The sequence below is a fragment of the Pseudomonas sp. DCB_AW genome (genome assembly GCF_026240895.1).
GTDB classification, from domain to species: Bacteria; Pseudomonadota; Gammaproteobacteria; order Pseudomonadales; family Pseudomonadaceae; genus Aquipseudomonas; species Aquipseudomonas kermanshahensis.
The window spans coordinates 1-23,689 of record NZ_JAPFCE010000017.1 but is presented as its reverse complement, the minus strand read 5'-3'; the positions used below and the strand labels follow the sequence as shown (position 1 = coordinate 23,689).

Below are 23,689 nucleotides of genomic sequence, written 5' to 3'. Positions count from 1 at the left end.
GTGGTTTATCGATGGAGCGAAATGAATGCCCAGTGATTGCTTGAATACAACCGATGAGCTGGAGGGTTTACGCCAGCGAATCGATCAGCTCGAACAGCAAAACAGCCAGTTGAACAGCGAACTGTTGCGCTTGAACGCACGCGCGCAGGCGTCGGAAGGCTACCGCTTTCTGTTCGAGAACATGGAAGAAGGCTTCTGCATCATCCAGTTCATCGATGGACCGCTTGGGCCGTTGAGCGATTATGTACACCTGATGGCCAACCCGGCTTACTGCAGGCATGCCGGGCTGCCCAATGTCGTGGGCCGGACCCTGCGGGAAGTGATACCCGACGAGGCCCATGTCTGGCTGGACTACTTCGGCACCGTGGAGCGGACTGGCAATCCGCTGTACTTCGAGCATGAGTTGCTTGCCACCGGCCGCTGCCTTGGCCTAGCGGCAATCCGTATCGAACCGGCCCACAACCATCAGGTGGCGGTGATCTTTCGTGATGTGACAGCGCGCAAGCGCGCTGAGAGTGCCCTTCAAGACCTCAACGCAGAGCTTGAGCAGCGTGTCGAACAGGCCGTGGCGCAGAGCCAGAAGGCCGAAGAGGCTTTGCGCCAAGCGCAGAAAGTCGAGGCTGTAGGTCAGCTGACAGGGGGTGTTGCGCACGACTTCAACAACCTGCTCGGCGGCATTCTCGGTGCCCTGGAGCTGGCCAGGGACAGGGTGGCCATCGACCAGCCCAAGGCAACCATTACCCCTTTGCTGGAAAGCGCCCATAGTGCGGCACAACGGGCTGCGGCGCTTGTTCATCGATTACTCGCGTTCTCCCGTCAACAGACCTTGCAGCCACGCGCCACCGACGTCGCGGTGCTGGTCACCGGCATGCTGGAACTGATCAGCCGCAGCACCGGCCCCCACATCGAACTCGACTACCAGTGCAGCGACGCTTGCTGGACGGTGCATATCGACCCTCCTCAACTTGAGAGCAGCCTGCTCAATTTATGCATCAATGCACGCGATGCTCTGCCCGACGGGGGTAGGGTCCGTATCGCCCTGTGCAATGTCTCGTTGGCCAGCGAGCAGGCTGCGCAGCTTGAGCTAACGCCTGGCGACTACCTCTGCCTCAGCGTCGAAGACAACGGCAGTGGCATGACGGATGAGACCCTGACGCGCGCCGTGGACCCGTTCTTCACCACCAAACCGCTTGGCCGCGGCACGGGCCTAGGGTTGTCGATGGTCTTCGGTTTTGTGCGCCAGTCCGGCGGGCAACTGCACATCGCATCGTCCTTGGGCCAAGGCACCACGGTGCGCTTGCTGCTGCCCAGACACCACGCGCAGCCTGCGCCTGCCGTACTCAAACCCGCGGTACCGGTACCGCGCTCGAATACAGGCGCGATAAAGCGAATCGCCGTGGTCGAGGATGTCAGCGCCATGCGCCTGGTGATTGCTGAAGTGCTGCATGACCTGGGCCATGACGTAATGATGTTCGAAGATGGCCCCCAAGCACTTGCAGGCTTGGCAGAGCAACCCGCGCCCGACCTGCTGATCAGCGACGTGGGCTTGCCGGGCGGGATCAACGGGCGCCAGTTGGCCGACACGTTGCGCGGGCGTTACACCGGGCTCAAGGTGCTCTTCGTCACGGGCTACGACGAAAGTGCAGCGCTGGCTAACGGCAACCTGGAAACCGACATGCGCGTGCTGACCAAGCCCTTCAGCCTCGAGGCACTGGCCGAGCAGGTCGGCCAGTTACTGGAAGGATAAGGCGCCTCAGCGCCCGCCGCCCAAATCGACGAAGCTGCCGGTGGAATACGAGGCCTTGTCCGAGAGCAACCAGACAATGGCCTCGGCGACTTCTTCTGGCCGGCCGCCGCGGCCCATGGGCAACCCGGGTTCGAGCTTGGCGACCCGGTCCGGATCACCGGAAAGCGCATGGAAGCCCGTGTGTATATAGCCTGGGCGCACGCCATTGACCCGCACGCCCTCGCCTGCCACTTCCTTGGCCAAGCCAAGGGTAAAAGTATCCAACGCGCCCTTGGAGGCCGCGTAGTCGACGTATTCGTTGGGCGAGCCCAGGCGCGCAGCCACTGAAGAGACGTTGACGATCGCCCCGCCCTGCCCGCCATGCCGACGCGCCATGCGCAACAGCGCATGTTTGGCGCAAAGCATGGGCCCAACGACGTTGGTCTTCATCATCTTGAGCAAGCGAAACTCGGACATCTCCTCGACACGGCTCTGCTGGCCGATGGTGCCCGCGTTGTTGACCAGCGCAGTCACCGGGCCAAGCGCCTCATCGACACGCTGGAACAGCTGAATGATCTCATCCTCGACACTGACATCGGCCCGCACAGCAATCGCTTCGGCGCCAAGCGCGCGGACCTGCCCAAGGACGCGCTCGGCAGCCTGGTCATCCGCGTGGTAATTGATGCAGATACGATACCCCTGCCGAGCGGCCAGCAGGGCTGTCGCCGCGCCGATACCTCGGCTGGCGCCAGTAATGACGATGACATTCTCCATGGGCCTGCCAATGCTGTTGAAAGTGGGCTTTCGACAATAGGACAAATGCCAACGCATGGGAATGCCACCCCTTCCCCAAAGCGCACAATCGCACGCGACGTTGCCCCAGCTCTTGATCCAGCTCTTGATCTTGATCTGGCTTTTGACCTTCAGCGACTCAGGAGGCCGAGCGCAGGCCTTGCGGAGGGAGGTGACGGGCAAGGATGCCCGTCAAGCGCTGGGGCCCAGGATGGGCCCTGCAGCGCGGTCCTCCCGGGAGCAAGGCCGGAGCGAGGGAACCCCGAAGCGCAGCGTAGGGGCCGGATGATGGAGCGCAGCCCTTTTTGGTTACTTTTTGGGGCGTTTGCCAAAAAGTGACCCGCCGTAAGGGCGGAAAGGTGACTAAGCGTCGCCTTGGCAACTGGCCCCTGCCACACCTTCAACACCAACAACACCAACAACACCAACAACTACTATCCCATCAATGCCCCGCAGAAGGCCCAGCCTTAGCCGTAAACGGCGGCCGCGCAAACCAAACCAACAAAATCAACCCCGCAAACACCCAAGTCATCATCATGAAATAGTCCACCGTAGACATCATGTAAGCCTGCGCATTCACGATCTGCTCCAACCGCGCATAGTTCTGCACACTGGCCCCCCCAAGCTGCTCCAGCGTATGCCGCGTCGCCGGATCAAACTGGCTGATATTCTCACTCAGATACGCATGATGCTGATCCGCCCGCCGTATCCAGATCCACGTCGTCAGCGACGCCGCAAAACTCCCCCCCAGCGTACGCAGGAAGGTCGCCAGCCCCGAGCCATCGGCAATCTGATGCGGCGGCAAGTCCGACAGCAAAATGCTCAACGTCGGCATGAAGAACAGCGCCACGCCAATCCCCATGAACAACTGCACCAACGCCACATGCTGGAAGTCCACCTCACTGGTAAACCCAGCCCGCATGAAGCAGCTCGTGCCAATCGCCAGAAACGCCAACCCCGCCAGCAGCCGCAAGTCGAACCGGTGCGCGTACTTGCCGACAAAGGGCGACATGATCACCGGCAACAGCCCGATGGGCGCCACCGCCAGCCCCGCCCAGGTCGCCGTATAACCCATCTGCGTCTGCAACCACTGCGGCAAGATCAGGTTGATACCGAAGAACCCCGCATAGCCCCCGACCAACACGATGGTGCCGACCCGGAAGTTGCGGTGCACGAACAGCCGCAGGTTGACCACCGGATGCCGATCGGTCAGCTCCCAGATCACGAACACCGCCAGGAACACCACCGAGATCAAGCTGCCCATGATGATGAACGACGACTCGAACCAGTCCAGGTCATTGCCCTTGTCGAGCACCACCTGCAACGCCCCCACCCCCACGATCAGCGTCAAAAGCCCGATGTAGTCCATCGGCTGGCGGCTGGTCACCACCGGCCGCGAGCGCATCTGTTGGCGTACAACAGCGGCGGCAAACAGGCCGATCGGCACGTTGATGAAGAAGATCCACGGCCAGCTGTAACTGTCGGTGATCCAGCCCCCCAGTATCGGCCCGGCAATCGGCGCTACCACCGTGACCATCGCCAACAGCGCCAGGGCCATCCCCCGTTTCGCTGGCGGATACACCGCAATCAGCAAGGTCTGGGTCATCGGGTACAACGGCCCCGCCACCACGCCCTGCAACACACGAAAGCCCACCAGCTCCGGCATCGACTGGGCGATGCCGCACAAGAACGATGCCAGCACGAACAGCAACGTGGCCCAGATGAACAGCTTCACCTCGCCAAAGCGCCGGCTCAGCCAGCCTGTCAGCGGCAAGGCGATGGCGTTGCTCACGGCGAACGAGGTGATCACCCAGGTGCCCTGCTCATAGCTCACCCCCAGGTTGCCGGAAATGGTCGGCAAGGCCACGTTGGCGATGGTGGTGTCGAGCACTTGCATGAACGTTGCCAGCGACAGGCCGATGGTGGTCAGCAACAGGCTCGGCGGCGTGAACTGGGCGGCAGCCTGGTTGCTCATCGCTGCGCCGTCTTGCCGGATGCGCTGTTCTCGTGAATCAGCCGGGCGATCAGGTTATCGGCATCGACCAGTTGGCGGTCGTACACCTGGGTGGTGTAGCTGGCCTGCTGCGGCGGTTGCTGGGCCAGGGTCGGGCCACTCTGGTCGTGCAAGTCGACCTCCACCAGCGTCGACAGGCCGATACGCAGCGGATGGTCCTTGAGCTGGTCCGGGCTTAGGTGAATACGCACCGGCACCCGCTGCACGATCTTGATCCAGTTGCCGGTGGCATTTTGCGCCGGCAGCAGAGCGAACGCGCTGCCAGTGCCTGCACCGAGGCTGTCGACCGTGCCGCTGTACTTGACCGCGCTGCCGTACAGGTCGGCGCTGATTTCCACCGGCTGGCCGATACGCATGTCGCGCAGCTGGGTTTCTTTGAAGTTGGCATCGATCCACACCTGGTCCAGGGGGATCACCGCCATCGTCGCGGTGCCCGGCTGCAGGCGTTGGCCCAGTTGCACGGTGCGCTTGGCGACATACCCGGTCACCGGCGCCACCAAGGTGGTGCGGGCATTGTCGAGGTAAGCCTGGCGCAGGTCGGCAGCGGCTGCCATCACTTCAGGGTGCGAGGAAACCACGGTGTCGTCGACCAGCGCGGTGCTGGTGTTGAGCTGCTGACGGGCACTGGCCAGGGCGCTCTGGGCCACACTCAGGTCGTCACGGGCGTGGGAGATTTCTTCTGCCGCAATCGCACCGCTGTCGGCCAGCACCTTGCGCCGGTTGTAGTTGTCCTGGGCCTTTTGCAATTCGGCCTGGCGCGTCTGCAACTGGGCCTTGAGCCCATCGACATTACTGTACAAGCCGCGCACCTGGCGCACCGTGCGCGCCAGCTTGGCTTCGGCGGACTGCAGCGCCACCTCGCTGTCGGACGGGTCGAACTGCAGCAGCACTTGGCCGGCGTGAACCAGGTCGCCGTCATCGGCACCAATGCTGGTGACAGTGCCGGTCACCAGCGGGGTGATCTCCACCACGTTGCCATTGACGTAGGCGTCATCGGTGCTTTCGTGCCAGCGCCCGACCAGGGAATACCAGGCCCAGGCGCCGACACCGCCGAGGATCAGCAGCAGAAGCAGGCCAAGCAGCCAGGCCTTGCGTTTGCGCGACGGCGCAGGCGCGTCGGCAGGGGTTGGGGTGTCTGTGGAAGTGGCCATGACAATACCTTGGATAATGCGTAACAGGGGTCAACGATCGCCAAAGCGGCGGATCGTCAAAGGGTCGCCAGCGCTGAGCAGCACCTTGGCCAACAAGCGCTCGAGCGTCTTGAGCTCTTCGGGTTGCAGTGCGCCGCACAATTCGTTCATCGCTGCCGCTCCGATTTCTGGCAGCCGGTCCGCCAGGCGCTGGCCATCGGCGGTCAAGGCCAGGCGCACCTGGCGTCGGTCGTCGGCGCAGCGGTTGCGCAGGATCAGGCCCTTCTGCTCGAGGCGGTCGAGCATGCGGGTCATCGAACCGCTGTCCAGGCCCAGGTAGCGGCACAGCTCGGCCGGGGTGTCCACCTGATACTGGGTGACGATGATCAACACCTTGAACTGCGCGGCGGTGACGCCCTCTGATTCGAGGTGCCAGTCGAGAATGCGGTCCTTGAGGATCGCCGCGCGGCCCAGCAGCATGCCGATGGCACAGGTCTGGAAGTTTTCTGGAGAGAAATGCGCCATGGAGTCTGCCCGGGTAATTGTTTAAAAATATTACTGCCTAGGCAGTGAATGTCAAAGCTTTGATTAGGGTGCTATGCAAAATTTCATGAATTTGCATAGCCCGGACCTTTGTGGGCCGCCCCTACCTCAACGCTGGCACAGCGCCGCAAGCGATCGCCATGCCTACCAGTTCCGCCAGGCTTCCTGCTTGCAGCCGTTTCATCACCCGCCCCCTGTACAGGTCAACGGTCTTCACGCTAACCCCGAGGCGCTCGGCGATCTCGCGGTTGTTCAAGCCCTGGGCCAACGGCACGAACACATCGCGCTCCCGTGGCGTCAGGCCATCGACCCGCGCCTGAACCTGCGCCAACGCCTGGTCGCCCTGACGCGCGCGCCCTGCCCGCTCCAATGCCGCCTGCACACTGTCGAGCAGCAACTGGTCGCTGTAGGGTTTCTCGATGAAATCGCAGGCACCGGCCTTGAACGCCCTAACCACGATCGGCACGTCGGCATGGCCACTGACAAAGATCACCGGCAGGTCCAGGCCCCGTTCCTTCATCAACTGCTGCACCGCCAGCCCGCCCAGCCCAGGCATGCGCACATCCAACAGCACACAGGCCGGCCCGTCATCGATGCACGCATCCAGAAACGCCTGCCCACCGGCAAACGACAGGGCCTCGAGCCCCACCGACTGCAGCAGCCAGACCGTGGAATCACGCATGCCCTGGTCGTCGTCGACCACATACACCTTCGCTTGCACCCTGACCTCCCGTTATTCCCTGCTCACTGCCAAGCGGCAGCACAACACCAACCCACCGTCCGCGCCCGCACGTGCCCATAAGCTGCCACCAAAGCCTTCGATGAGGCTGCGGCTCATGCTCAGGCCCAGCCCTAGGCCATCAGCCTTGCTGGTGGTGAACGGGGTAAAGATTTCATCCAGGCGCTCGGCCGCCACGCCCGGCCCTTGGTCCGTCACTTCGACCAACACGCCGTCGCCTTCGCGCACGGCGCCCAGCAGGATACGTGAGGGCCGTTCGCCCTGCTGTTCGCGATTGGCATCGATGGCATTGCGCAGCAGGTTCAGCAGCACCTGCTCCAGCAACACCCGGTCGGCATACACCGCCGGCAATTGCGCGCTCATGCGCAGTTCGATGCTGACCTGGTCACGCGCCGCCTCCCAGGCACACAGGCGCATGGCTTCATTGGCCACATCGAGCATGTCGAGCGCTTGCAGCCGGCGGGGCCCTTTACGCAGGAACACACGTAGCCGGCGGATCACCTGCGCGGCGTGGGTAGCCTGCTCGGTGATGCGCTGCAGCCCCTGGCCGACCCGCTCACGCGCCTGCGGGTCGCGCTCCAGGCCTTGCAGGTAACGCTGGCTGGCGTTGGCATAGTTGACCACCGCCGCCAACGGCTGATTGATCTCGTGGGCGATGCCCGAGGCCAGCTCGCCCAAAGTGGCCAGCCGCGCGCTGTGGGCCAGGCTTTCTTGGGCCTCGATGCGCAGGGTGATATCCCGGGAGACACTGACGATTTCCACCACTGCCCCGGTGTAGGTCTCGCGGATAGCGCGGCTGGCGATCTCGAACCAGCGGTAGCCGCCCGCCGCCTGGCGCACCCGGCAGGTCATGGTGTGGTAGCCATCCTGGTCCAGGGCAGCAGCAGCCTGGGCCAGCACCTGGCGGCGTTCACGCGGGTGCAGCAAGGTCCGCACGGCCATGCCACGCAGTTGCTCGGGCCACCGGCCCAACAGGCGGAAGGCCGCCGGCGAGGCGTCGAGGAAGCGCCCGTCAGGGCTGTGCCGGGAGATCAGGTCCGTGGTGTTCTCGATGATCAAGCGGTACAAGCGCCGGGCGCGGCTGGCTTCGCGTGCACCCTGGCGTTCGGCGCTGGCGTCACGGCAGCGGCCAAGCACCTGCTGGCCCTGGTCGTCAGGGATAAAGGTCCACAGCACGATGCGCTCGCCAACCTGTACTTCCACGTCGGCAATTGCCCGGTGCTGCCGCAGGCAGGCCCGCACCAGCGCGGCGCAGTTGGCCGGTAGCCAGGCCGCCAGCGGCGGGCCTTCCTGCAGCAAGGCCTGCAAGGCCGGGTTGGTGGCCAGCGGCCTGGCATCGGCGGCCAGCAACAGGCTGGGCTGCGGGTCTTTGGCGAGCAAGGGAGACAGGGTCTTGTCCACGGTATGCGACTCGTTGTTATAGTAGTTTTACTATATTGCTATAGTCGATATTCCATCTACCATAGCGACTCGCGTAAAACTGCGACAGGGGAAAGCGGCCAACCGTACGCTTTTCCACACCCTGAACAGAGCTAACAATCAGCCACCGGGGGTCACGCGCACAGGCTGCGCTTGCCTCCCCTACAGGATTACCGCATGTCGATCTATGCCCAGGGCCTGATGCCCGCTGCCGTCAACCATGTCGCCCTCACCCCACTGAGCTTCATCGAACGCACCGCTGCGGTGTACGGTAACTACCCGGCTGTCATCCATGGCGCCATCCGCCGCAACTGGCAGGAAACCTACCAACGCTGCCGGCGCCTGGCCAGTGCCCTGATTGGGCGCGGCATCGGCCGTGGCGACACGGTCGCGGTGATGCTGCCAAACACCCCGGCCATGCTCGAAGCGCACTTCGGCGTGCCCATGACCGGTGCGGTGCTCAATACCCTCAACGTTCGCCTGGACGCCGAAGCCATCGCCTTCATGCTGCAACACGGCGAGGCCAAGGTGCTGATCACCGATCGCGAGTTCCACACGGTCATCGAAGCCGCCCTGGCCTTGCTCGAACACCCGCCCCTGGTGGTCGACGTCGATGACCCGGAGTACGGCGAAGGCCGCGCGGTCAGCGCGCTTGACTACGAAGCCCTGCTGGCCGAGGGCGACCCGGAATTTACCTGGGAATGGCCCGATGACGAATGGCAGGCCATTTCGCTCAACTACACCTCCGGCACCACCGGCAACCCCAAGGGCGTGGTCTACCACCATCGCGGTGCCTACCTCAACGCGCTGGGCAACCAGATGACTTGGGCCATGGGCCACCGCCCGGTGTACCTGTGGACCCTGCCCATGTTCCACTGCAACGGCTGGTGCTACCCCTGGACCATCACCGCCTTGGCCGGGACCCACGTGTTCCTGCGCCGGGTCGACCCGCAAAAGATCCTCACCCTGATCCGCGAACACCGGGTCACCCACCTGTGCGGCGCGCCCATCGTGCTCAACGCCCTGGTCAACATGCCTGAGGCCGCCAAAGCTGCCATCGAGCACCCGGTGCAGGCCATGGTCGCAGGCGCCGCGCCCCCCGCCAAGGTGATTGGCGCGGTGGAAGAAATGGGCATCCAGGTGACCCACACCTACGGCCTGACCGAGGTGTACGGCCCGGTGACGGTCTGCGCCTGGCATGAGGAATGGGACGCGCTGCCGCTGGAAGCGCGCGCACGCATCAAGTCCCGCCAGGGCGTGCGCTACCCGACGCTCGATGGCCTCATGGTCGCCGACCCGCAAACCCTCGCCCCGGTGCCGCGCGACGGCAACACCCTGGGCGAGATCTTCATGCGCGGCAACACGGTGATGAAGGGTTACCTGAAAAACCCTGAGGCCACGGCCGAGGCCTTCCGCGGCGGCTGGTTCCACACTGGCGACCTGGCAGTCTGGCATGCCGATGGCTATGTCGAGATCAAGGACCGGCTCAAGGACATCATCATTTCCGGTGGCGAAAACATCTCCACCATCGAAGTCGAAGACGCCCTCTACAAACACCCAGCGGTGCTGGAAGCGGCCGTGGTGGCGCGCCCCGACGACAAATGGGGCGAGACGCCCTGCGCCTTCGTGGCGCTCAAGCCTGGCCGGGAAGACACCCGCGAAGCCGACATCACCAACTGGTGCCGTGAGCACCTGGCAGGGTTCAAAGTGCCGAAGACCGTGATTTTTGGCGAGCTGCCCAAGACCTCCACCGGCAAGGTCCAGAAGTACGTCCTGCGCGACCGCGCCAAAGCCCTTTAAGGCTGTAACTGCCTCTTCGCGGGTAAACCCGCTCCCACAAGAACAGCGCCGTTCTTGGGAACTGCATTAAACCGGTGGGAGCGGGTTTACCCGCGAAGAGGCCCGGCCAGACAACCTATAACTCACTTCTTCGAGCCGACGATGCCCCACTACACCGCCCCACTGCGCGACATGCGCTTCATCCTCCACGATGTGTTGCAGGGCCCTGCCCTGTGGGCACGCCTGCCCGCCCTGGCCGAGCGCATCGACGCCGACACAGCCGATGCCATCCTCGAAGAAGCGGCCAAGGTCACCAGCCAGCTGATCGCCCCGCTCAGCCGCAACGGTGACGAGCAGGGTGTGCATTTCGAAGCCGGCCAGGTCACCACCCCGGATGGCTTCCGCGACGCCTGGCACACCTACCGGGAGGGTGGCTGGGTTGGCCTGGGCGGCAACCCTGAGCATGGCGGCATGGGCATGCCGAAGATGCTGGGCGTACTGTTCGAAGAAATGCTCTACGCCGCCGACTGCAGTTTCAGCCTGTATTCGGCCTTGAGTGCCGGCAGTTGCCTGGCAATCGATGCCCACGCGAGCGAAACACTCAAGGCCAGCTACCTGCCGCCGCTCTATGAAGGCCGTTGGGCCGGCACCATGTGCCTGACCGAACCCCACGCCGGCACTGACCTAGGGTTGATCCGCACCCGCGCAGAACCCCAGGCCGATGGCAGCTACCGCATCAGTGGCAGCAAGATTTTCATCACCGGCGGCGAGCAGGACCTGACCGAAAACATCGTCCACCTGGTGTTGGCCAAGTTGCCGGATGCACCGGCGGGGGCTAAAGGCATCTCGCTATTCCTGGTGCCCAAGTACCACGTCAATGCCGATGGCAGCCTGGGGGAACGCAACGCCGTGCAGTGCGGGTCGATCGAGCACAAGATGGGCATCAAGGCCTCGGCCACCTGCGTGATGAACTTCGATGGCGCCATCGGCCACCTGGTCGGCGATGCGAACAAGGGCCTAGCGGCCATGTTCACCATGATGAACTACGAGCGGCTGTCCATTGGCATCCAGGGTATCGGCTGCGCCGAAGCGTCGTACCAGAGCGCCGCACGCTACGCCAACGAACGCCTGCAAAGCCGTGCCGCCACGGGCCCGCAGGCGAAGGATAAGGTGGCCGACCCGATCATCCAGCATGGCGATGTGCGGCGCATGCTGCTGACCATGCGCACGCTTACCGAGGGTGGCCGGGCCTTTGCGGCGTACGTGGGGCAACAGCTGGACCTGGCCCGCTACGCCGAAGACGCCGGAGAACGCGAACATGCCCAGCGTCTGGTGGCACTGCTGACGCCCGTGGCCAAGGCGTTTTTCACTGACAATGGCCTGGAAAGCTGCGTGCTCGGCCAGCAGGTGTATGGCGGCCATGGCTACATCCGCGAATGGGGCCAGGAACAACGCGTGCGCGACGTGCGTATCGCACAGATCTATGAGGGCACCAACGGCATCCAGGCCCTCGACCTGCTCGGGCGCAAGGTGCTGGCAGACGGTGGCCAGGCGCTGGCCAGTTTCACCGCCGAAGTGCGCGCCTTCAGCGTTGCCGCGCCACTGTACCGCGAAGCCCTGCAAGCCAGTGTTGCGCGTCTGGAAGCCACCAGCGCCTGGCTGCGGGCACGCGCAAGCCAGGACGCCAACCTGGTCAGCAGCGTGGCCGTGGAGTATTTGCACCTGTTCGGCCTGACCGCCTACGCCTACATGTGGGCGCGCATGGCCGCCGTGGCGCAGGCCAAGCGCGAACAAGACCCGGCCTTCCATGAGGCGAAACTGGCGTGTGCAGCGTTCTTCTTCCAGCGCGTGTTGCCACGCAGCCTGGGGCTGGAAGCCAGTATCCAGGCCGGCAGCGCGAGCCTGTACGGGTTGACTGCGGAACAGTTCTGATAAGCGTGGGGGCGTAAAGCGCCCCCCGGCACTGCCCGCGAAGGGTTCTCAAACGCTGAAATTCCATTGCAAATCCGACGAAAAACCGGCACAACTGATAGTCATTCGCCATTACCTCGGTTCTCGGGAACCCTCTAGCAAGGGTAGAATGCGCAAAACCCGGAGCCGCAATGAATCACGACCGCCTCAATCCCAGCCCAGACGATGCCATTACCGACGCCGCCGCGCATTGGTGCATGCGCCTGCACGCCGAAGATTGCACGGCGGCAGAACGCGAGGCGTTCGCCCGCTGGCGGGCGGCTGACCCACGGCACGCCGAGGAATACCAGGCGATGCTGGAAATCTGGCAGACCGCCGACCTGCTGCCACGCAACGCGACCGTTGTCGATTTCAACCCGCCGTCACGCCAGGCCGCACGCGTTCGCAACTGGCGCCCGCTGGCCTCGGCTGCTGCCATCGCCCTGGCGGTACTGCCGTTGGCAGGCTGGATGGGCTGGGAACAAGGTTGGCTGCCCAACCATTACCAGCACTTCGAAGCCAGCGACCGGATGCAGACAGTAGAGCTGAGCGACGGCAGCACGGTGCAGCTCAACCTCAATACCGAGCTGACATACCTCAACTTCAAGGACCAGCGCCAGGTTACCCTCAAGCGCGGCGAGGCGTTCTTCAAGGTCCAGCACGACAGTGCGCACCCCTTCATCGTCCACGCTGGCCGCGGCCAGACCCGGGTAACCGGCACCCAGTTCAACGTCTGGAAGTACCAGGACCAGGTCAAGGTCACCTTGGTGGAAGGTTCGGTGCTGGTGTCCAGCGACGGCAGTGCCGGCGGCTACCGCCTGGGCCCTGGGATGCAGGCCAGCTATCACAAGGGCGATTTCGAGCCGCAACTCGCGCAAAGCGACGATTACGGCAATGCCCTGGCTTGGCGCAATGGCAAGCTGGTGCTCGATAACCTGAGCCTGGAACAGGCGTTGCCGGTGATCAACCGCTACCTCGACGCCCCGCTGCTGCTGGCCGATGCCAGCACCGGGCGGATCCGCATCAGCGGCATCTATAACACCCGCGAAGTCGGGCGCCTGGTCAATAACCTGCCCAAGGTGCTGCCGGTCTACCTGACCCGCAGCAAGGACGGCAGCACAGTCCTCAACAGGATCTCGCCGCCGCCCGACAAGGGCTGACGCCCTCCTCGCCTTAGAGCGTCATCGCCGCCAACCAGCCAAACGCCAGCAGCGGCAGGTTGTAGTGGATGAAGGTCGGCACCACCGTGTCCCAGATGTGGTGGTGCTGGCCGTCCACGTTCAGGCCCGAGGTCGGGCCCAAGGTCGAGTCCGACGCGGGCGAACCTGCATCCCCCAATGCCCCGGCGGTACCCACGATGCACACCGTGGCCACGGGGTCGAAGCCCAGTTGCACGCACAGCGGCACGAAGATCGCCGCCAGAATCGGCACGGTGGAGAACGACGAGCCGATGCCCATGGTCACCAGCAACCCCACCAGCAGCATGAGCAAGGCGCCGACGCCCTTGCTGTGGTCGATCCACTGCGCCGATGTCTCTACCAGGCTCTTGACCTCGCCGGTGGCCTTCATCACGTCGGCAAAACCCGACGCGGCAATCATGATGAAGCCGATCATGGCCATCATCTTCATGCCTTCGGTGAACAGGTCGTCAGTGTCTTTCCAGCGCACGATGCCCGACAGCGAGAAGATCAGGAACCCGACCATGGCGCCAATGATCATCGAGTCCAGCAACAGCTGCACGATAAACGCCGCCGCGATCGCCAGGCCAGCGACCATCAGGGTCAACGGGTTATATTGCACGCTGACCTGCTCGACCTGCTCGATACGCGCCAGGTCGTAGTCGCGCTTCTTGCGGTAGCTGAAGAACACCGCCAACAACAGGCCGGCGAGCATGCCCGCCGCCGGAATGGCCATGGCATGGGTGACATTGACGCCGCTCACATCGACCCCGGCGCGGGCGACGTTGGCCAGCAGGATCTCGTTGAGGAAGATGTTGCCAAAGCCCACCGGCAGAAACATGTACGGGGTGATCAGGCCAAAGGTGATCACGCAAGCTATCAGTCGACGGTCGATGCGCAGACGCGTCAACACATACAGCAGCGGCGGCACCAGCAGCGGGATGAAGGCGATGTGGATGGGCAGGATGTTTTGCGACGACACCGCCACCACCAGCATCAGGCCGATCATCATCCACTTCACCTTGCCGCCATTGGCATGGCCCTGGCGGTCGATCATGGCCAAGGCCCGATCGGCCAGGGCGTGCGCCAGCCCTGACTTGGCGATGGCCACGGCAAAGGCGCCCAGCAGCGCATACGACAATGCCACGGTGGCGCCGCCACCCAGCCCGCCATTGAAGGCCTTCAGCGTGCCCTCGATGCCCAAGCCGCCGACCAGGCCGCCGACCAAGGCACCAATGATCAGGGCGATGACCACGTGTACCCGCGACAGGCTGAGTATCAGCATGATGCCGACCGCGGCGATCACTGCATTCATGGTTGGCTTACCTCATAAGGACAGAAAAAAAGCGCGCACTCTGAAGCAGTGGGCGGCAGATGTCAAAAGCGCCATGTTGCGGCGCATTACTCAGCCCCGCCTTAATTTAAATTGAACGTTTGAATAAAGAAAAAAGCGCGATGGCCGACACAGTCGACAGCCAGAACTATTACAAGGGATTCGCCCCATGCCTTTGCGACAACTTTCCATCCAGTGGAAGATCACCCTGCTCGCCGGTCTGTGCCTGGCCGGCATCGTCACCCTGCTCGTCGGCCTTTCGCTGTACCGCATGGACCACAGCTCGGACCTGGTCAAGGCGAGCAGCATGCAGATGCTCACCGATGCGGCCCAAGGGCGCATCGAGTCGCAAGGTGAAGTGCAAGCCTTGAACATTCGCCGTCAATTCATGGACGCCTATCAGTACGGCGCCGGCTTCGCCCGCCAGGTGCTGTTCCTGCGCGAGCAGGCCGATAAGCGCTTCCTCGACGCCTACGACCTGCGCGAGGACATGACCCGCCAGGTGCGCGCCGCGTTGCAGGCCAACCCTGACCTGCTCGGCATGTCGCTGGTGTTCGAGCCCAACGCACTGGACCACAAGGACAACCTGTTCACTGCCAAGCCAGAGCTAGGCAGCAACGAAACCGGGCGTTTCGCGCTGTACTGGTCGCAACCACGTGCCGGCCAGCTGACCGCCATGGCCCTGCCTGAACATGACATGGCCAACACCGAGGTCGGCCCCAGCGGCCAGCCCGCCAACACGTGGTGGGTGTGCCCGCGCAGCAGCGGCAAGGTCTGCGTGGTGGAGCCCTACTTCTATGACATCGATGGCCAGCGGGTGCTGATGACCAGCATCGTCTTCCCCCTGGCCGTCAACGGCAAGGTGATCGCCACCCTGTCGATCGACATCAACCTCAACAGCCTGCAGGCCTTGACCCAGAATGCCAGCCGCAGCCTGTACGAAGGCCGCACCACCGTGGGCATTCTCAGCCCGGTGGGCCTGTTGGCCGGTTACAGCGCCGATGCCGGCAAGCTGGCCCAGCGCTTCGACCAGGTCGACACGGCCAAGGGCGCCGAACTGGTGCGCAAGCTGGCCGAGGGCAAGCTGAGCATCCTGCACGACCAGCAACGCCTCAAGGTGTTGGCGGCTTTCGAGCCGATCCCCGGCGCCCAGCCCTGGGGCGTGCTTCTGGACGTGCCGGAAAACGCCCTGACCGGGCCCGCCGAAACGTTGAAACAGGAACTCGATGCACTGAACACCAGTGGCACCTTGCTGGAGCTGGGCCTGGGCCTGGCCGCTGCAATCGCCGGCCTGCTGCTGGTGTGGCTGATGGCGCGTGGTGTGACCCGGCCGATTCTGGGCGTGGCAGCGATGCTCAAGGACATCGCCAGTGGCGAAGGTGACCTGACCCGCCGCCTGACCTACCAGAAGCAGGACGAACTGGGCGAGTTGGCCGGTTGGTTCAACCGCTTCCTCGACAAGCTGCAGCCCACCATTGCCGAGGTCAAACGTTCGGTGCAGGCCGCCCGTGGCACGGCTGACCAGTCCTCGGCGATCGCCAGCGAGACCAGCGCTGGCATGGAGCAGCAGTACCGCCAGGTTGACCAGGTGGCGACCGCCTCGCACGAAATGAGCGCCACCGCCCAGGACGTTGCCCGCAGCGCTGCCCAGGCTGCGCAGGCAGCGCGCGAGGCCGACCAGGCCACCCGCGAGGGCCTGGCCGTGATCGACCGCACCACCCACAGCATCGATGCCTTGGCCGCCGACATGAACAACGCCATGGCCGAAGTCGAGGGCCTGGCGCAGAACAGCGAAAAAATCGGCTCGGTGCTGGAAGTGATCCGCTCGATTGCAGAGCAGACCAACCTGTTGGCACTCAACGCTGCAATCGAAGCCGCCCGCGCCGGTGAGGCCGGCCGTGGCTTTGCCGTGGTCGCCGATGAAGTGCGCAACCTCGCCCGGCGCACCCAGGAGTCGGTGGAAGAAACCCGTCAGGTGATCGAGGCCTTGCAGGCCGGTACCCGCGAAGTGGTCGGTGCCATGGACAACAGCCACCGCCAGGCCCAGGGTGGCGTGGAGCAGGTCGGCCAGGCCGTCACAGCACTGCAGCGCATCGGCCAGGCAGTGACGGTGATCACCGACATGAACCTGCAGATCGCTTCGGCCGCCGAAGAACAAAGCGCGGTGGCCGAAGAGATCAACAGCAATGTCGCAACCATTCGCGATGTCACTGAATCGCTGTCAGGGCAAGCCAACGAGTCGGCTCGGGTCAGCCAGTCGCTCAACAGCCTGGCCAATCAACAACAGGCGCTGATGGATCAATTCCGCGTCTGATGCGTTAGAGGCCGGCGCTTGCCGGCCTCACCTCAAGGTTCGAAGCGGCCGTTGCCGAGTATGCGATCGAGCATTACCAACGCACCGTGAACGTTGGGCCTGGCCCCCATCGGCAGTACATCGGTACCCGGCTCGGTGGCGTCTTCATACCCGGACGCCATGACCAGCAGGTGCATCTGGTCGGCATTCAGGTAGACGTGATGGTGCTCCATGGCATAGCACTGGATCAGACTCAGTGCGCCCGTCACCATGGGAGTTGCACTGGAGGTGCCGGCGTAGTTCTCGGAGTAGTCCCTGTTTTCACCCGGTAAGTCCTGCAAGTCACCTCTGGACAGGGTCACTACGCTGTCGCCCCAGCCATTGAGCATGCGGTGGCGGTAGCGGTAGTTGGAGTACGTGTGGGGCTTGCCGCTGTACGATTGGCATGCGCCAATCAAGATGACACCGGCGTCGCCGTAGTCGTCGAAGTAGGGCCAATTGGCAAGGTCGACGCCCTGGTTGGCTTGAGTCCCTTGTTGCGCCAGGGTCTTGCTGCTGCCATTGGCCGCCGCGTTGACCACCACAGCGCCGCGTTGGGTCAGTTGCTGCATCACTGTCCACCAGGCCTTGTCGTGCAAGGACGGCAGCAGGGTGCTGAATACTGCGGGGTTGGCGGATTGACGATTGATGGCGACAATATCCCCGGGTTCCACGTTGCGCAGCAGGTCTTTGAGCACCTGATTGTTGCCGTGAATATCCTTGGAGCGGTTGTGGTACAGGTACAATTCGCTGTCGTGACTGACCCCCGTTGCCCCAAACCCATTGCGCGTTGCCAGGATGATCCCCACAGAGGCAGTCCCGTGCTTGGGATCGTCGTTGGGCGCTAGCGATACGATCTTCAGGTCAGGGTTGCCCCGCAGGTCCTCGTGTTCCGCAAACAACCCGCCGTCACTGAAATGGATCCGCGAGCCTCGCCCAGTTACCCCCCCGGCCCAGGCCTTGCGCACGTTCAATCCTTTCCATCTTGGCCCTGGTGCGTCGAGGTAATGCTGGCGAGGCTCGAAGTCGGGCGTGGGCTGGGCATTTTCGTGGGCTCGATTGCCCGCCACCACGGCGGCGCCGGTCAACAGCGTGGCTACCACCGCCGCCGCGCCAAGCAAGATCAGGTTTGGCTGGGCGCTGGCTTGCAGGAACTGCATGGACTGCACGTACTCCAGCGCGGCCAGGGTCTTGAGCAGTGCGAGGTAAGTGTCGTTGAGCATGCTCGGCGGCTGCTCCAGATAGCAGAACGTGCGTAATGCCTGGAGCCGATCGTCGTGCTGCTCCTGCTCATCCAGAACAGGCCGGGGGGTAAGCACGGTATTCAGATTCGGCCAATAACGAACCAGTACCGAGCCTGAATCGGGCTGCAGATCATCAAGCAGCCGTTGGTAGCCACCCGCTTCGAACGCGATAACCAGCGTGGGGTACGCGGCACCTGGCGCCACTGCCGCAAGGCCTTGCGCGAGCTGCTCACGAGGTTCGTATTCGCGGCTGCTCTGGCCCACCTCACGCTTGCCTCGCCCGCCCGCAGACGGCAGCGGTATTTTTTCGAGCACGCGTCGGTTCAACTCCTCGGCCTTGATCTCGAGCACCAAGGGCGGCAAGTCAATGATCCCGGCAACGCCGGTAGGCCGGTTCATGGCCCGGGCATGTTCATCCAACAGGACGACTCTTGGCCGGATGCTATAGACACCTGACGCTTCTTCGGCGATCAACGTGGCCGGGCATCCATGGTCCCCCAAGCGGCCAGTGTGTACCTCGGACTGTACCGAGACCCCTCTGAACGACACCGCGCCCTCAGGCCCGGCCCGCTCCAGCTCGTAGCGAATACGGCTGACCTTGTGCAGGTCTGCACCCATGCACCGAACGTGAAATTTTCCATCGAAACAGAAGTTGCGGTAATAGACGAAACTCAAATCAAGGGTCATCAGGAATGCCTCGCGCCGTGGGCCAAGTGTGCTGCCGAAATGGCAACGCACACTCTTGCAACCGCGCGCCACGGGGCACAGAGAGAGCGCCTTCCCTGCCTCCCGCCAGGCAAAGCAAGCAAAGGGGTCGTCTACACTTGCCGGCACTGACTCAGCGGCTACCGAGGAGGCCCCGATGAAAAGAATTCCAACGCTGCTGGCCGGCCTGCTGCTGGCTTTTGGCTTGGCCAGCACCGACAGCGCCGCCTCAGCGGAACGCAACGCGCCGATTCACTTTGGCGCCATTGGTTGGGAAAGCGGTGCACTGACCACCGAGATCCTGCGCCTGATCGTCGAGCGTGGTTACGGCTACCCCACCGACACACTGCCCGGCAGCACCGTGAGCATGGAAGTGGCCTTGGCCCGCAACGACCTGCAGGTGATCGCCGAGGAATGGGCCGGGCGCAGCCCCGCGTGGATCAAGGCCGAGCAGGCTGGGCAGGTGTTTGCCCTTGGCGACACGGTCAAGCACGCTGAGGAAGGCTGGTGGGTGCCAGCCTACGTGATCCAGGGCGACCCGTCACGCAACCTCAAGCCCTTGGCACCGGACCTGCGCAGTGTCGACGACCTCAAGCGTTACCCCAAGGTGTTCAGCGACCCTGAAATGCCGGACAAAGGGCGCTTCCTCAACAGCCCCAGTGGCTGGACGTCCGAGACGGTCAACAGCCAGAAACTCAAGGCCTATGGGCTGGATGCGCTGTACAACAACTTCCGCAGTGGCTCTGGCGCAGCGCTGGATGCCGAAATCAGCTCGTCCATCCGCCGCGGCCAGCCAGTGCTGTTCTATTACTGGAACCCGACCCCGCTCATGGGGCGCTACAAGCTGATCCGCTTGCAAGAGCCGCCCTTCAATGAAAAGGCCTGGGCCACCCTGACAGATGCCAGCAACCCCAACCCGCAAGGTAGCCAGTCACTGCCAGCCAAATTGTCGATTGGCGTTTCCAAGGCGTTCAAAGAAGGCTACCCGGACCTGGTGGCGGTGTTCGAAAAAGTCGACCTGCCGATCGATCGGCTCAACAGCGCCCTGGCCGAGATGAGCGAAAAGCGCATCCCGCCCAACCAGGCTGCCCTCGCCTTTTTGCGCGATAACCGCGACGTGTGGAAAGCCTGGTTGCCTGCGCAGGTCGCAGCCAAGGTCGAGGGCAGCCTATGAGCGGCGGCTTTCCCGAAGCCCTGCAATTTTCCTTCGCGGGCCGCGTCAACCAACTGGTCGACTGGCTGGTGTTGAACTACGGCGACCACTTGCGCAGCCTCTCGGATCAACTGCTGCAACTGCTGGTGGGGCTGGAAAACCTGCTGCGCCTGTTGCCTTGGTGGGCGCTGTTGCTGGTGGTCGGGCTGCTCGCCTGGCATGCCAGCCGCAGCCTGTTGCGCAGCCTGATGATGGTGGCCCTGCTGGCCTTGATCGGCGTGCTCGGGCTGTGGGACAAGCTGTTGCAAACCTTGGCCTTGGTCCTGATCAGCACGGGCTTGTGCGTGATGGTTGGCGTGCCGCTGGGCATTCTGCTGGCGTCCCGCCCGCTGGCTCGACGGCTACTGATGCCGGTGCTGGATGTGATGCAGACACTCCCGGCCTTCGTCTACCTGATCCCGGTGCTGATGCTGTTTGGCCTGGGCAAGGTGCCGGCGGTGTTCGCCACCCTGATCTACGCCTTGCCGCCACTGGTGCGGCTGACCGAACTGGGCTTGCGGCAGATCGACCCGTCCTTGTTGCAGGCTGCGCACGGCCTGGGTGCCAGCCGCTGGCAGCGGCTACGTCGCATCGCCCTGCCACTGGCCCTGCCCAGTATCATGGCCGGGCTCAACCAGTCGGTGATGATGGCGTTGTCGATGGTGGTGGTGGCTTCGATGATTGGCGCCCGCGGGCTGGGTGAGGATGTGCTGGCGGGGATCCAGACCCTTAACGTCGGCCAGGGCGTCGAGGCGGGGTTGGCGATCGTGGCGCTGGCCATGGTGATTGACCGCATCAGCCAGGCGTATGGGCGCACGGGGCGTTGAAGTACGCAGATGCCGGCTTGCCGGCGACCGGCCCCGCACTGACAATGCACGTCTGCCCGCTCAGCCCTGGAGCCCCTTCGCGTGTCCCTCAAAGCCCTGCGCACCCTGGTGACCATCGCCCGCCACGGCACCTTCGCCCGTGCCGCCGACCTGCTCAGCCTCACCCCTTCGGCCGTGAGCCTGCACATCAAGACCCTCGAAGACGAACTGCAGGTCACCCTGTTCGATCGCAGCCGACGGCAAGTCGTGCTGACCGAAGCCGGGCAGTTGGCGGTCGCGCGCGCCGAGAGCATCCTCGGCGCCTATGACGAGCTGGCCGATGCCTTGGCCAGTGGCCCGAGCCTACGTGGCCGCTTGCGCCTGGGGGCGATCCACACGGTGCTGGCCCGGCGCTTGCCCAAAGCCCTGCTGTGGATCAAGACTCACCACCCGCAGTTGCACATCAGTGTCGCGTCGGGCATGTCGGCGGAATTGGCCCGGCGCGTCGAAGACGGCGAACTCGATGCAGCGATCACCACCGAGCCGGTCAGCCCTTACCCGCAGAGCCTGGTCTTCACGCCCCTGTTCGCTGACCGCTTCTGGGCCATCGCCAGCCCCGACCTGGCTGGCCAGAGCGTGCCCGAGCTGCTGGCCAGCCAACCGTTCCTGCGCTTCGACAAACGCGCCTGGGCCGGACGGCAGATCGAACAGGAGCTGCGCCGCCAGCACCTGCAAGTCAGCGAACAAATGGAGCTGGACAGCCAGGAAGCCCTGGCCAGCATGGCGGTGATGGGCCTGGGCGTGGCCATCATCCCCATGGCCGACGCGGACCTGCAGCGCTTGCCGCCGGCGACCTGCCTGCCGTTTGGCGAACCGCAACTGACGCGCCGGGTGGTGCTGCTGGAGCATGAGAAAAGCCAGCGGCGCCACCTGAGTGCGGTGCTAAAGACGGCCCTGGACGCCTAAATCGCATCAACCGTGCAGTTATTCTCAACGGTCACTGAAGAAAACAACGTTTTTACAAACCAAATCGCCCCCGTAGTCTGTAGCGGTACCCGACGACGGAACGCCGACCATGCTCCACCTACTGCTGACCACACTGCTACCCATCATCCTGCTGATCGCCCTGGGCACCTTTCTGCGTGTGCGCGGCTTTCTGGCCGAAACCTTCTGGCCCGGTGCCGAACGCCTGAGCTATTACGTGCTGCTGCCGTCGCTGTTCCTGCATGGCCTGGCCACCGCCAACCTCGACGGGGTACCGATACTGGGCATGGTCGGAGTGCTGATGCTGTCGACCCTGCTCGGCGCCTTGCTGCTGGTGCTGTACCAAGGCGCGGTGAACCATGACGGTGCCGATTTCACCTCGGTGTTCCAGGGTGGCATTCGCTTCAACAACTACATCGGCGCAACCCTGGCGGCGGGCATCTATGGCAGTGCTGGCATTGCCTTGGCGGCCGTTGCCAACGCCGCCATCGTGCCCTTGGTCAACCTGCTGTGCGTACTGGTGTTCGCCCGTTTCAGCGCACGCCACAGCTCACTGGCCACGGTACTGCGGGCGATCTTCGCCAACCCGCTGATCGTTGGCTGCGCGGGTGGCCTGCTGCTGCGGGTCACAGGGCTGGGCTTGCCGGCAGGGCTTGAACCGACGGTCAAGGCGCTTGGCCAGGCCGCCCTGCCCTTGGGCCTGCTGTGCGTGGGCGCAGCCTTGGGCGGTGCCAGCGTCGGCCGCCAGGTGCGCCCGTTGATGGCCGCCTCGGCGTTCAAGTTCCTGGTCATGCCGCTGACGACCTGGGGCCTGTGCCGTGTGCTGGGCCTGGGTGGGCAGGCGGCAGTCGTGGCCGTGCTGTTCCAGGCCTTGCCTACGGCGTCGTCGTCCTATGTGATGGCCCGGCAGATGGGCGGCAACGCACCGCTGATGGCCACCATCATCGCTCTGCAGACCGTGGTAGCCGCCGCAACCCTTCCTTTGGTGCTAATGCTTACGCTTGGCTAGACTCTGAATCAACTCAGCGATCGGAAGCTCGGCCATGCGCCTCTCGTGGATGGTAATCGGCTTGACCTCGGCCCTGCTTGCAGGCCCATTGCACGCTGCAGACACGGCCAAGGCCGCGGTCGCCGAGGACAAGGCCGAAGTCCTTGAAGAAAAAGTGGTCGAGGACGCCCCGCCGCCGAAAAAGGCCGAAACCATCACCCCAGGCGAAGTGAAAGCAGTCGACCCGGCAGGCCAATCGCCGCTGGACGACAGCATTACCTGCCTGGCCCGCACCATCTATTGGGAAGCCAAGGGGGCCAACGAAAAGGACATGACGGCGGTGGCCAGTGTCGTGCTCAACCGCCTGGGGCATGATGGCTTCCCGGACACCATTTGTGGCGTCGTCAAACAAGGCGTGGAAACCAAGGCCTGCCAGTTTTCCTGGTGGTGTGACGGGCGCTCGGACCAGGTCGAGGAAGCGCAGCGTTACGACATCGCCAAAGAAATCGCGCGCAAGGCGCTCAACCAGCAGCTCAAGGACCCTACCGGCGGTGCGCTGTACTTCCACGACCGCAATGTGCACCCGGATTGGGCCAAGGCCTACCGCAAGACTGCGGTAACCACACATTTTCTGTTCTACAAGCCTAAGCAGGCGCAGGCCCGCTGATGTGTGTGGGTGTTTGGGTGTTTGGGTGTTTGGGTGTTTGGGTGTTTGGGTGTTTGGGTGTTTGGGTGTTTGGGTGTTTGGGTGTTTGGGTGTTTGGGTGTAGGAGCAGCCTTGTGCTGCGAAGAGGCCGGTGAAAGCACAGTGAATCTTCGCTGCTTTCACCGGCCT

The 23,689-nt window shown here is 63.7% G+C and carries 18 protein-coding genes; 10 read left to right on the top strand and 8 right to left on the bottom strand.

The genetic code is table 11. The features are described from left to right. Positions 1-25: 25 nt before the first annotated feature. Positions 26-1,747 carry an ATP-binding protein gene (locus OO306_RS12405; protein WP_265968884.1) on the top strand — a complete coding sequence of 574 codons (1,722 nt, stop codon included), beginning with the start codon at positions 26-28 and terminating at the stop codon, positions 1,745-1,747. Positions 1,748-1,753: 6 nt separating this feature from the next. On the opposite strand, the gene OO306_RS12400 is transcribed toward OO306_RS12405, so the two are convergent. The 6 genes from OO306_RS12400 to OO306_RS12375 form a co-directional block, all read right to left on the bottom strand. Next, entirely contained in the window at positions 1,754-2,500 is a 747-nt protein-coding gene (locus OO306_RS12400; RefSeq protein WP_027593552.1) for an SDR family oxidoreductase, read from the bottom strand. Between the two features lie 460 nt (positions 2,501-2,960). Continuing rightward, a complete protein-coding gene (locus OO306_RS12395; RefSeq protein WP_186680211.1) occupies positions 2,961-4,493 on the bottom strand; it encodes a DHA2 family efflux MFS transporter permease subunit in 1,533 nt (510 codons plus the stop codon). Next, positions 4,490-5,683 carry an HlyD family efflux transporter periplasmic adaptor subunit gene (locus OO306_RS12390; RefSeq protein ID WP_099429126.1) on the bottom strand — a complete coding sequence of 398 codons (1,194 nt, stop codon included), beginning with the start codon at positions 5,681-5,683 and terminating at the stop codon, positions 4,490-4,492. The genes OO306_RS12395 and OO306_RS12390 overlap by 4 nt, the downstream gene beginning before the upstream one ends. A gap of 30 nt (positions 5,684-5,713) precedes the next feature. Beyond that, positions 5,714-6,187, bottom strand: coding sequence for a MarR family winged helix-turn-helix transcriptional regulator (locus OO306_RS12385; RefSeq protein ID WP_099429125.1), 474 nt, complete (start codon positions 6,185-6,187; stop codon positions 5,714-5,716). A gap of 121 nt (positions 6,188-6,308) precedes the next feature. Further along, positions 6,309-6,926 carry a response regulator transcription factor gene (locus OO306_RS12380; protein ID WP_099429124.1) on the bottom strand — a complete coding sequence of 206 codons (618 nt, stop codon included), beginning with the start codon at positions 6,924-6,926 and terminating at the stop codon, positions 6,309-6,311. Between the two features lie 12 nt (positions 6,927-6,938). After that, positions 6,939-8,345 (bottom strand): sensor histidine kinase, encoded by a 1,407-nt coding sequence (locus OO306_RS12375; RefSeq protein WP_265968883.1) that lies wholly within the window; start codon positions 8,343-8,345, stop codon positions 6,939-6,941. Between the two features lie 195 nt (positions 8,346-8,540). On the opposite strand from OO306_RS12375, the gene OO306_RS12370 reads away from it, so the two are divergent. The 3 genes from OO306_RS12370 (at position 8,541) to OO306_RS12360 (ending at position 13,252) form a co-directional block, all read left to right on the top strand. Then, positions 8,541-10,163 carry an acyl-CoA synthetase gene (locus tag OO306_RS12370; RefSeq protein WP_265968882.1) on the top strand — a complete coding sequence of 541 codons (1,623 nt, stop codon included), beginning with the start codon at positions 8,541-8,543 and terminating at the stop codon, positions 10,161-10,163. A gap of 141 nt (positions 10,164-10,304) precedes the next feature. Further along, positions 10,305-12,074, top strand: a complete 1,770-nt coding sequence (locus OO306_RS12365; RefSeq protein ID WP_265968881.1) for an acyl-CoA dehydrogenase C-terminal domain-containing protein — start codon at positions 10,305-10,307, stop codon at positions 12,072-12,074. Between the two features lie 170 nt (positions 12,075-12,244). Next, positions 12,245-13,252, top strand: a complete 1,008-nt coding sequence (locus tag OO306_RS12360; RefSeq protein ID WP_238213309.1) for a FecR family protein — start codon at positions 12,245-12,247, stop codon at positions 13,250-13,252. A 13-nt stretch (positions 13,253-13,265) separates the two neighbouring features. On the opposite strand, the gene OO306_RS12355 is transcribed toward OO306_RS12360, so the two are convergent. Further along, complete coding sequence (locus OO306_RS12355) at positions 13,266-14,585, bottom strand: Na+/H+ antiporter family protein (RefSeq protein ID WP_027593561.1); 1,320 nt, start codon at positions 14,583-14,585, stop codon at positions 13,266-13,268. 187 nt (positions 14,586-14,772) lie between these two features. Here OO306_RS12355 and OO306_RS12350 point away from each other — a divergent pair, with 187 nt between their 5' ends. After that, the gene (locus tag OO306_RS12350; RefSeq protein ID WP_265968880.1) at positions 14,773-16,917 is read left to right on the top strand and encodes a methyl-accepting chemotaxis protein; all 2,145 of its coding nucleotides are present in this window, start codon (positions 14,773-14,775) and stop codon (positions 16,915-16,917) included. Positions 16,918-16,949: 32 nt separating this feature from the next. Here the strand turns inward: OO306_RS12350 and OO306_RS12345 are convergent, their stop codons facing one another. Continuing rightward, entirely contained in the window at positions 16,950-18,866 is a 1,917-nt protein-coding gene (locus OO306_RS12345; RefSeq protein WP_265968879.1) for a S8 family serine peptidase, read from the bottom strand. A 175-nt stretch (positions 18,867-19,041) separates the two neighbouring features. Here OO306_RS12345 and OO306_RS12340 point away from each other — a divergent pair, with 175 nt between their 5' ends. The 5 genes from OO306_RS12340 to OO306_RS12320 all read left to right on the top strand — a co-directional run bounded on the left by OO306_RS12340 (position 19,042) and on the right by OO306_RS12320 (position 23,521). After that, positions 19,042-20,058 carry an ABC transporter substrate-binding protein gene (locus OO306_RS12340; protein WP_265968878.1) on the top strand — a complete coding sequence of 339 codons (1,017 nt, stop codon included), beginning with the start codon at positions 19,042-19,044 and terminating at the stop codon, positions 20,056-20,058. Further along, entirely contained in the window at positions 20,055-20,903 is an 849-nt protein-coding gene (locus tag OO306_RS12335; protein WP_085274270.1) for a proline/glycine betaine ABC transporter permease, read from the top strand. Before OO306_RS12340 ends, OO306_RS12335 begins: the two co-directional genes overlap by 4 nt. 81 nt (positions 20,904-20,984) lie before the next feature. Then, on the top strand, positions 20,985-21,848 hold the full coding sequence (locus tag OO306_RS12330; protein WP_085274271.1) for a LysR family transcriptional regulator: 864 nt from the start codon (positions 20,985-20,987) through the stop codon (positions 21,846-21,848). Between the two features lie 109 nt (positions 21,849-21,957). Next, positions 21,958-22,875, top strand: a complete 918-nt coding sequence (locus OO306_RS12325) for an AEC family transporter (protein WP_265968877.1) — start codon at positions 21,958-21,960, stop codon at positions 22,873-22,875. Positions 22,876-22,909: 34 nt separating this feature from the next. Then, on the top strand, positions 22,910-23,521 hold the full coding sequence (locus OO306_RS12320; RefSeq protein WP_027593568.1) for a cell wall hydrolase: 612 nt from the start codon (positions 22,910-22,912) through the stop codon (positions 23,519-23,521). The last annotated feature ends 168 nt before the right edge of the window (positions 23,522-23,689 follow it).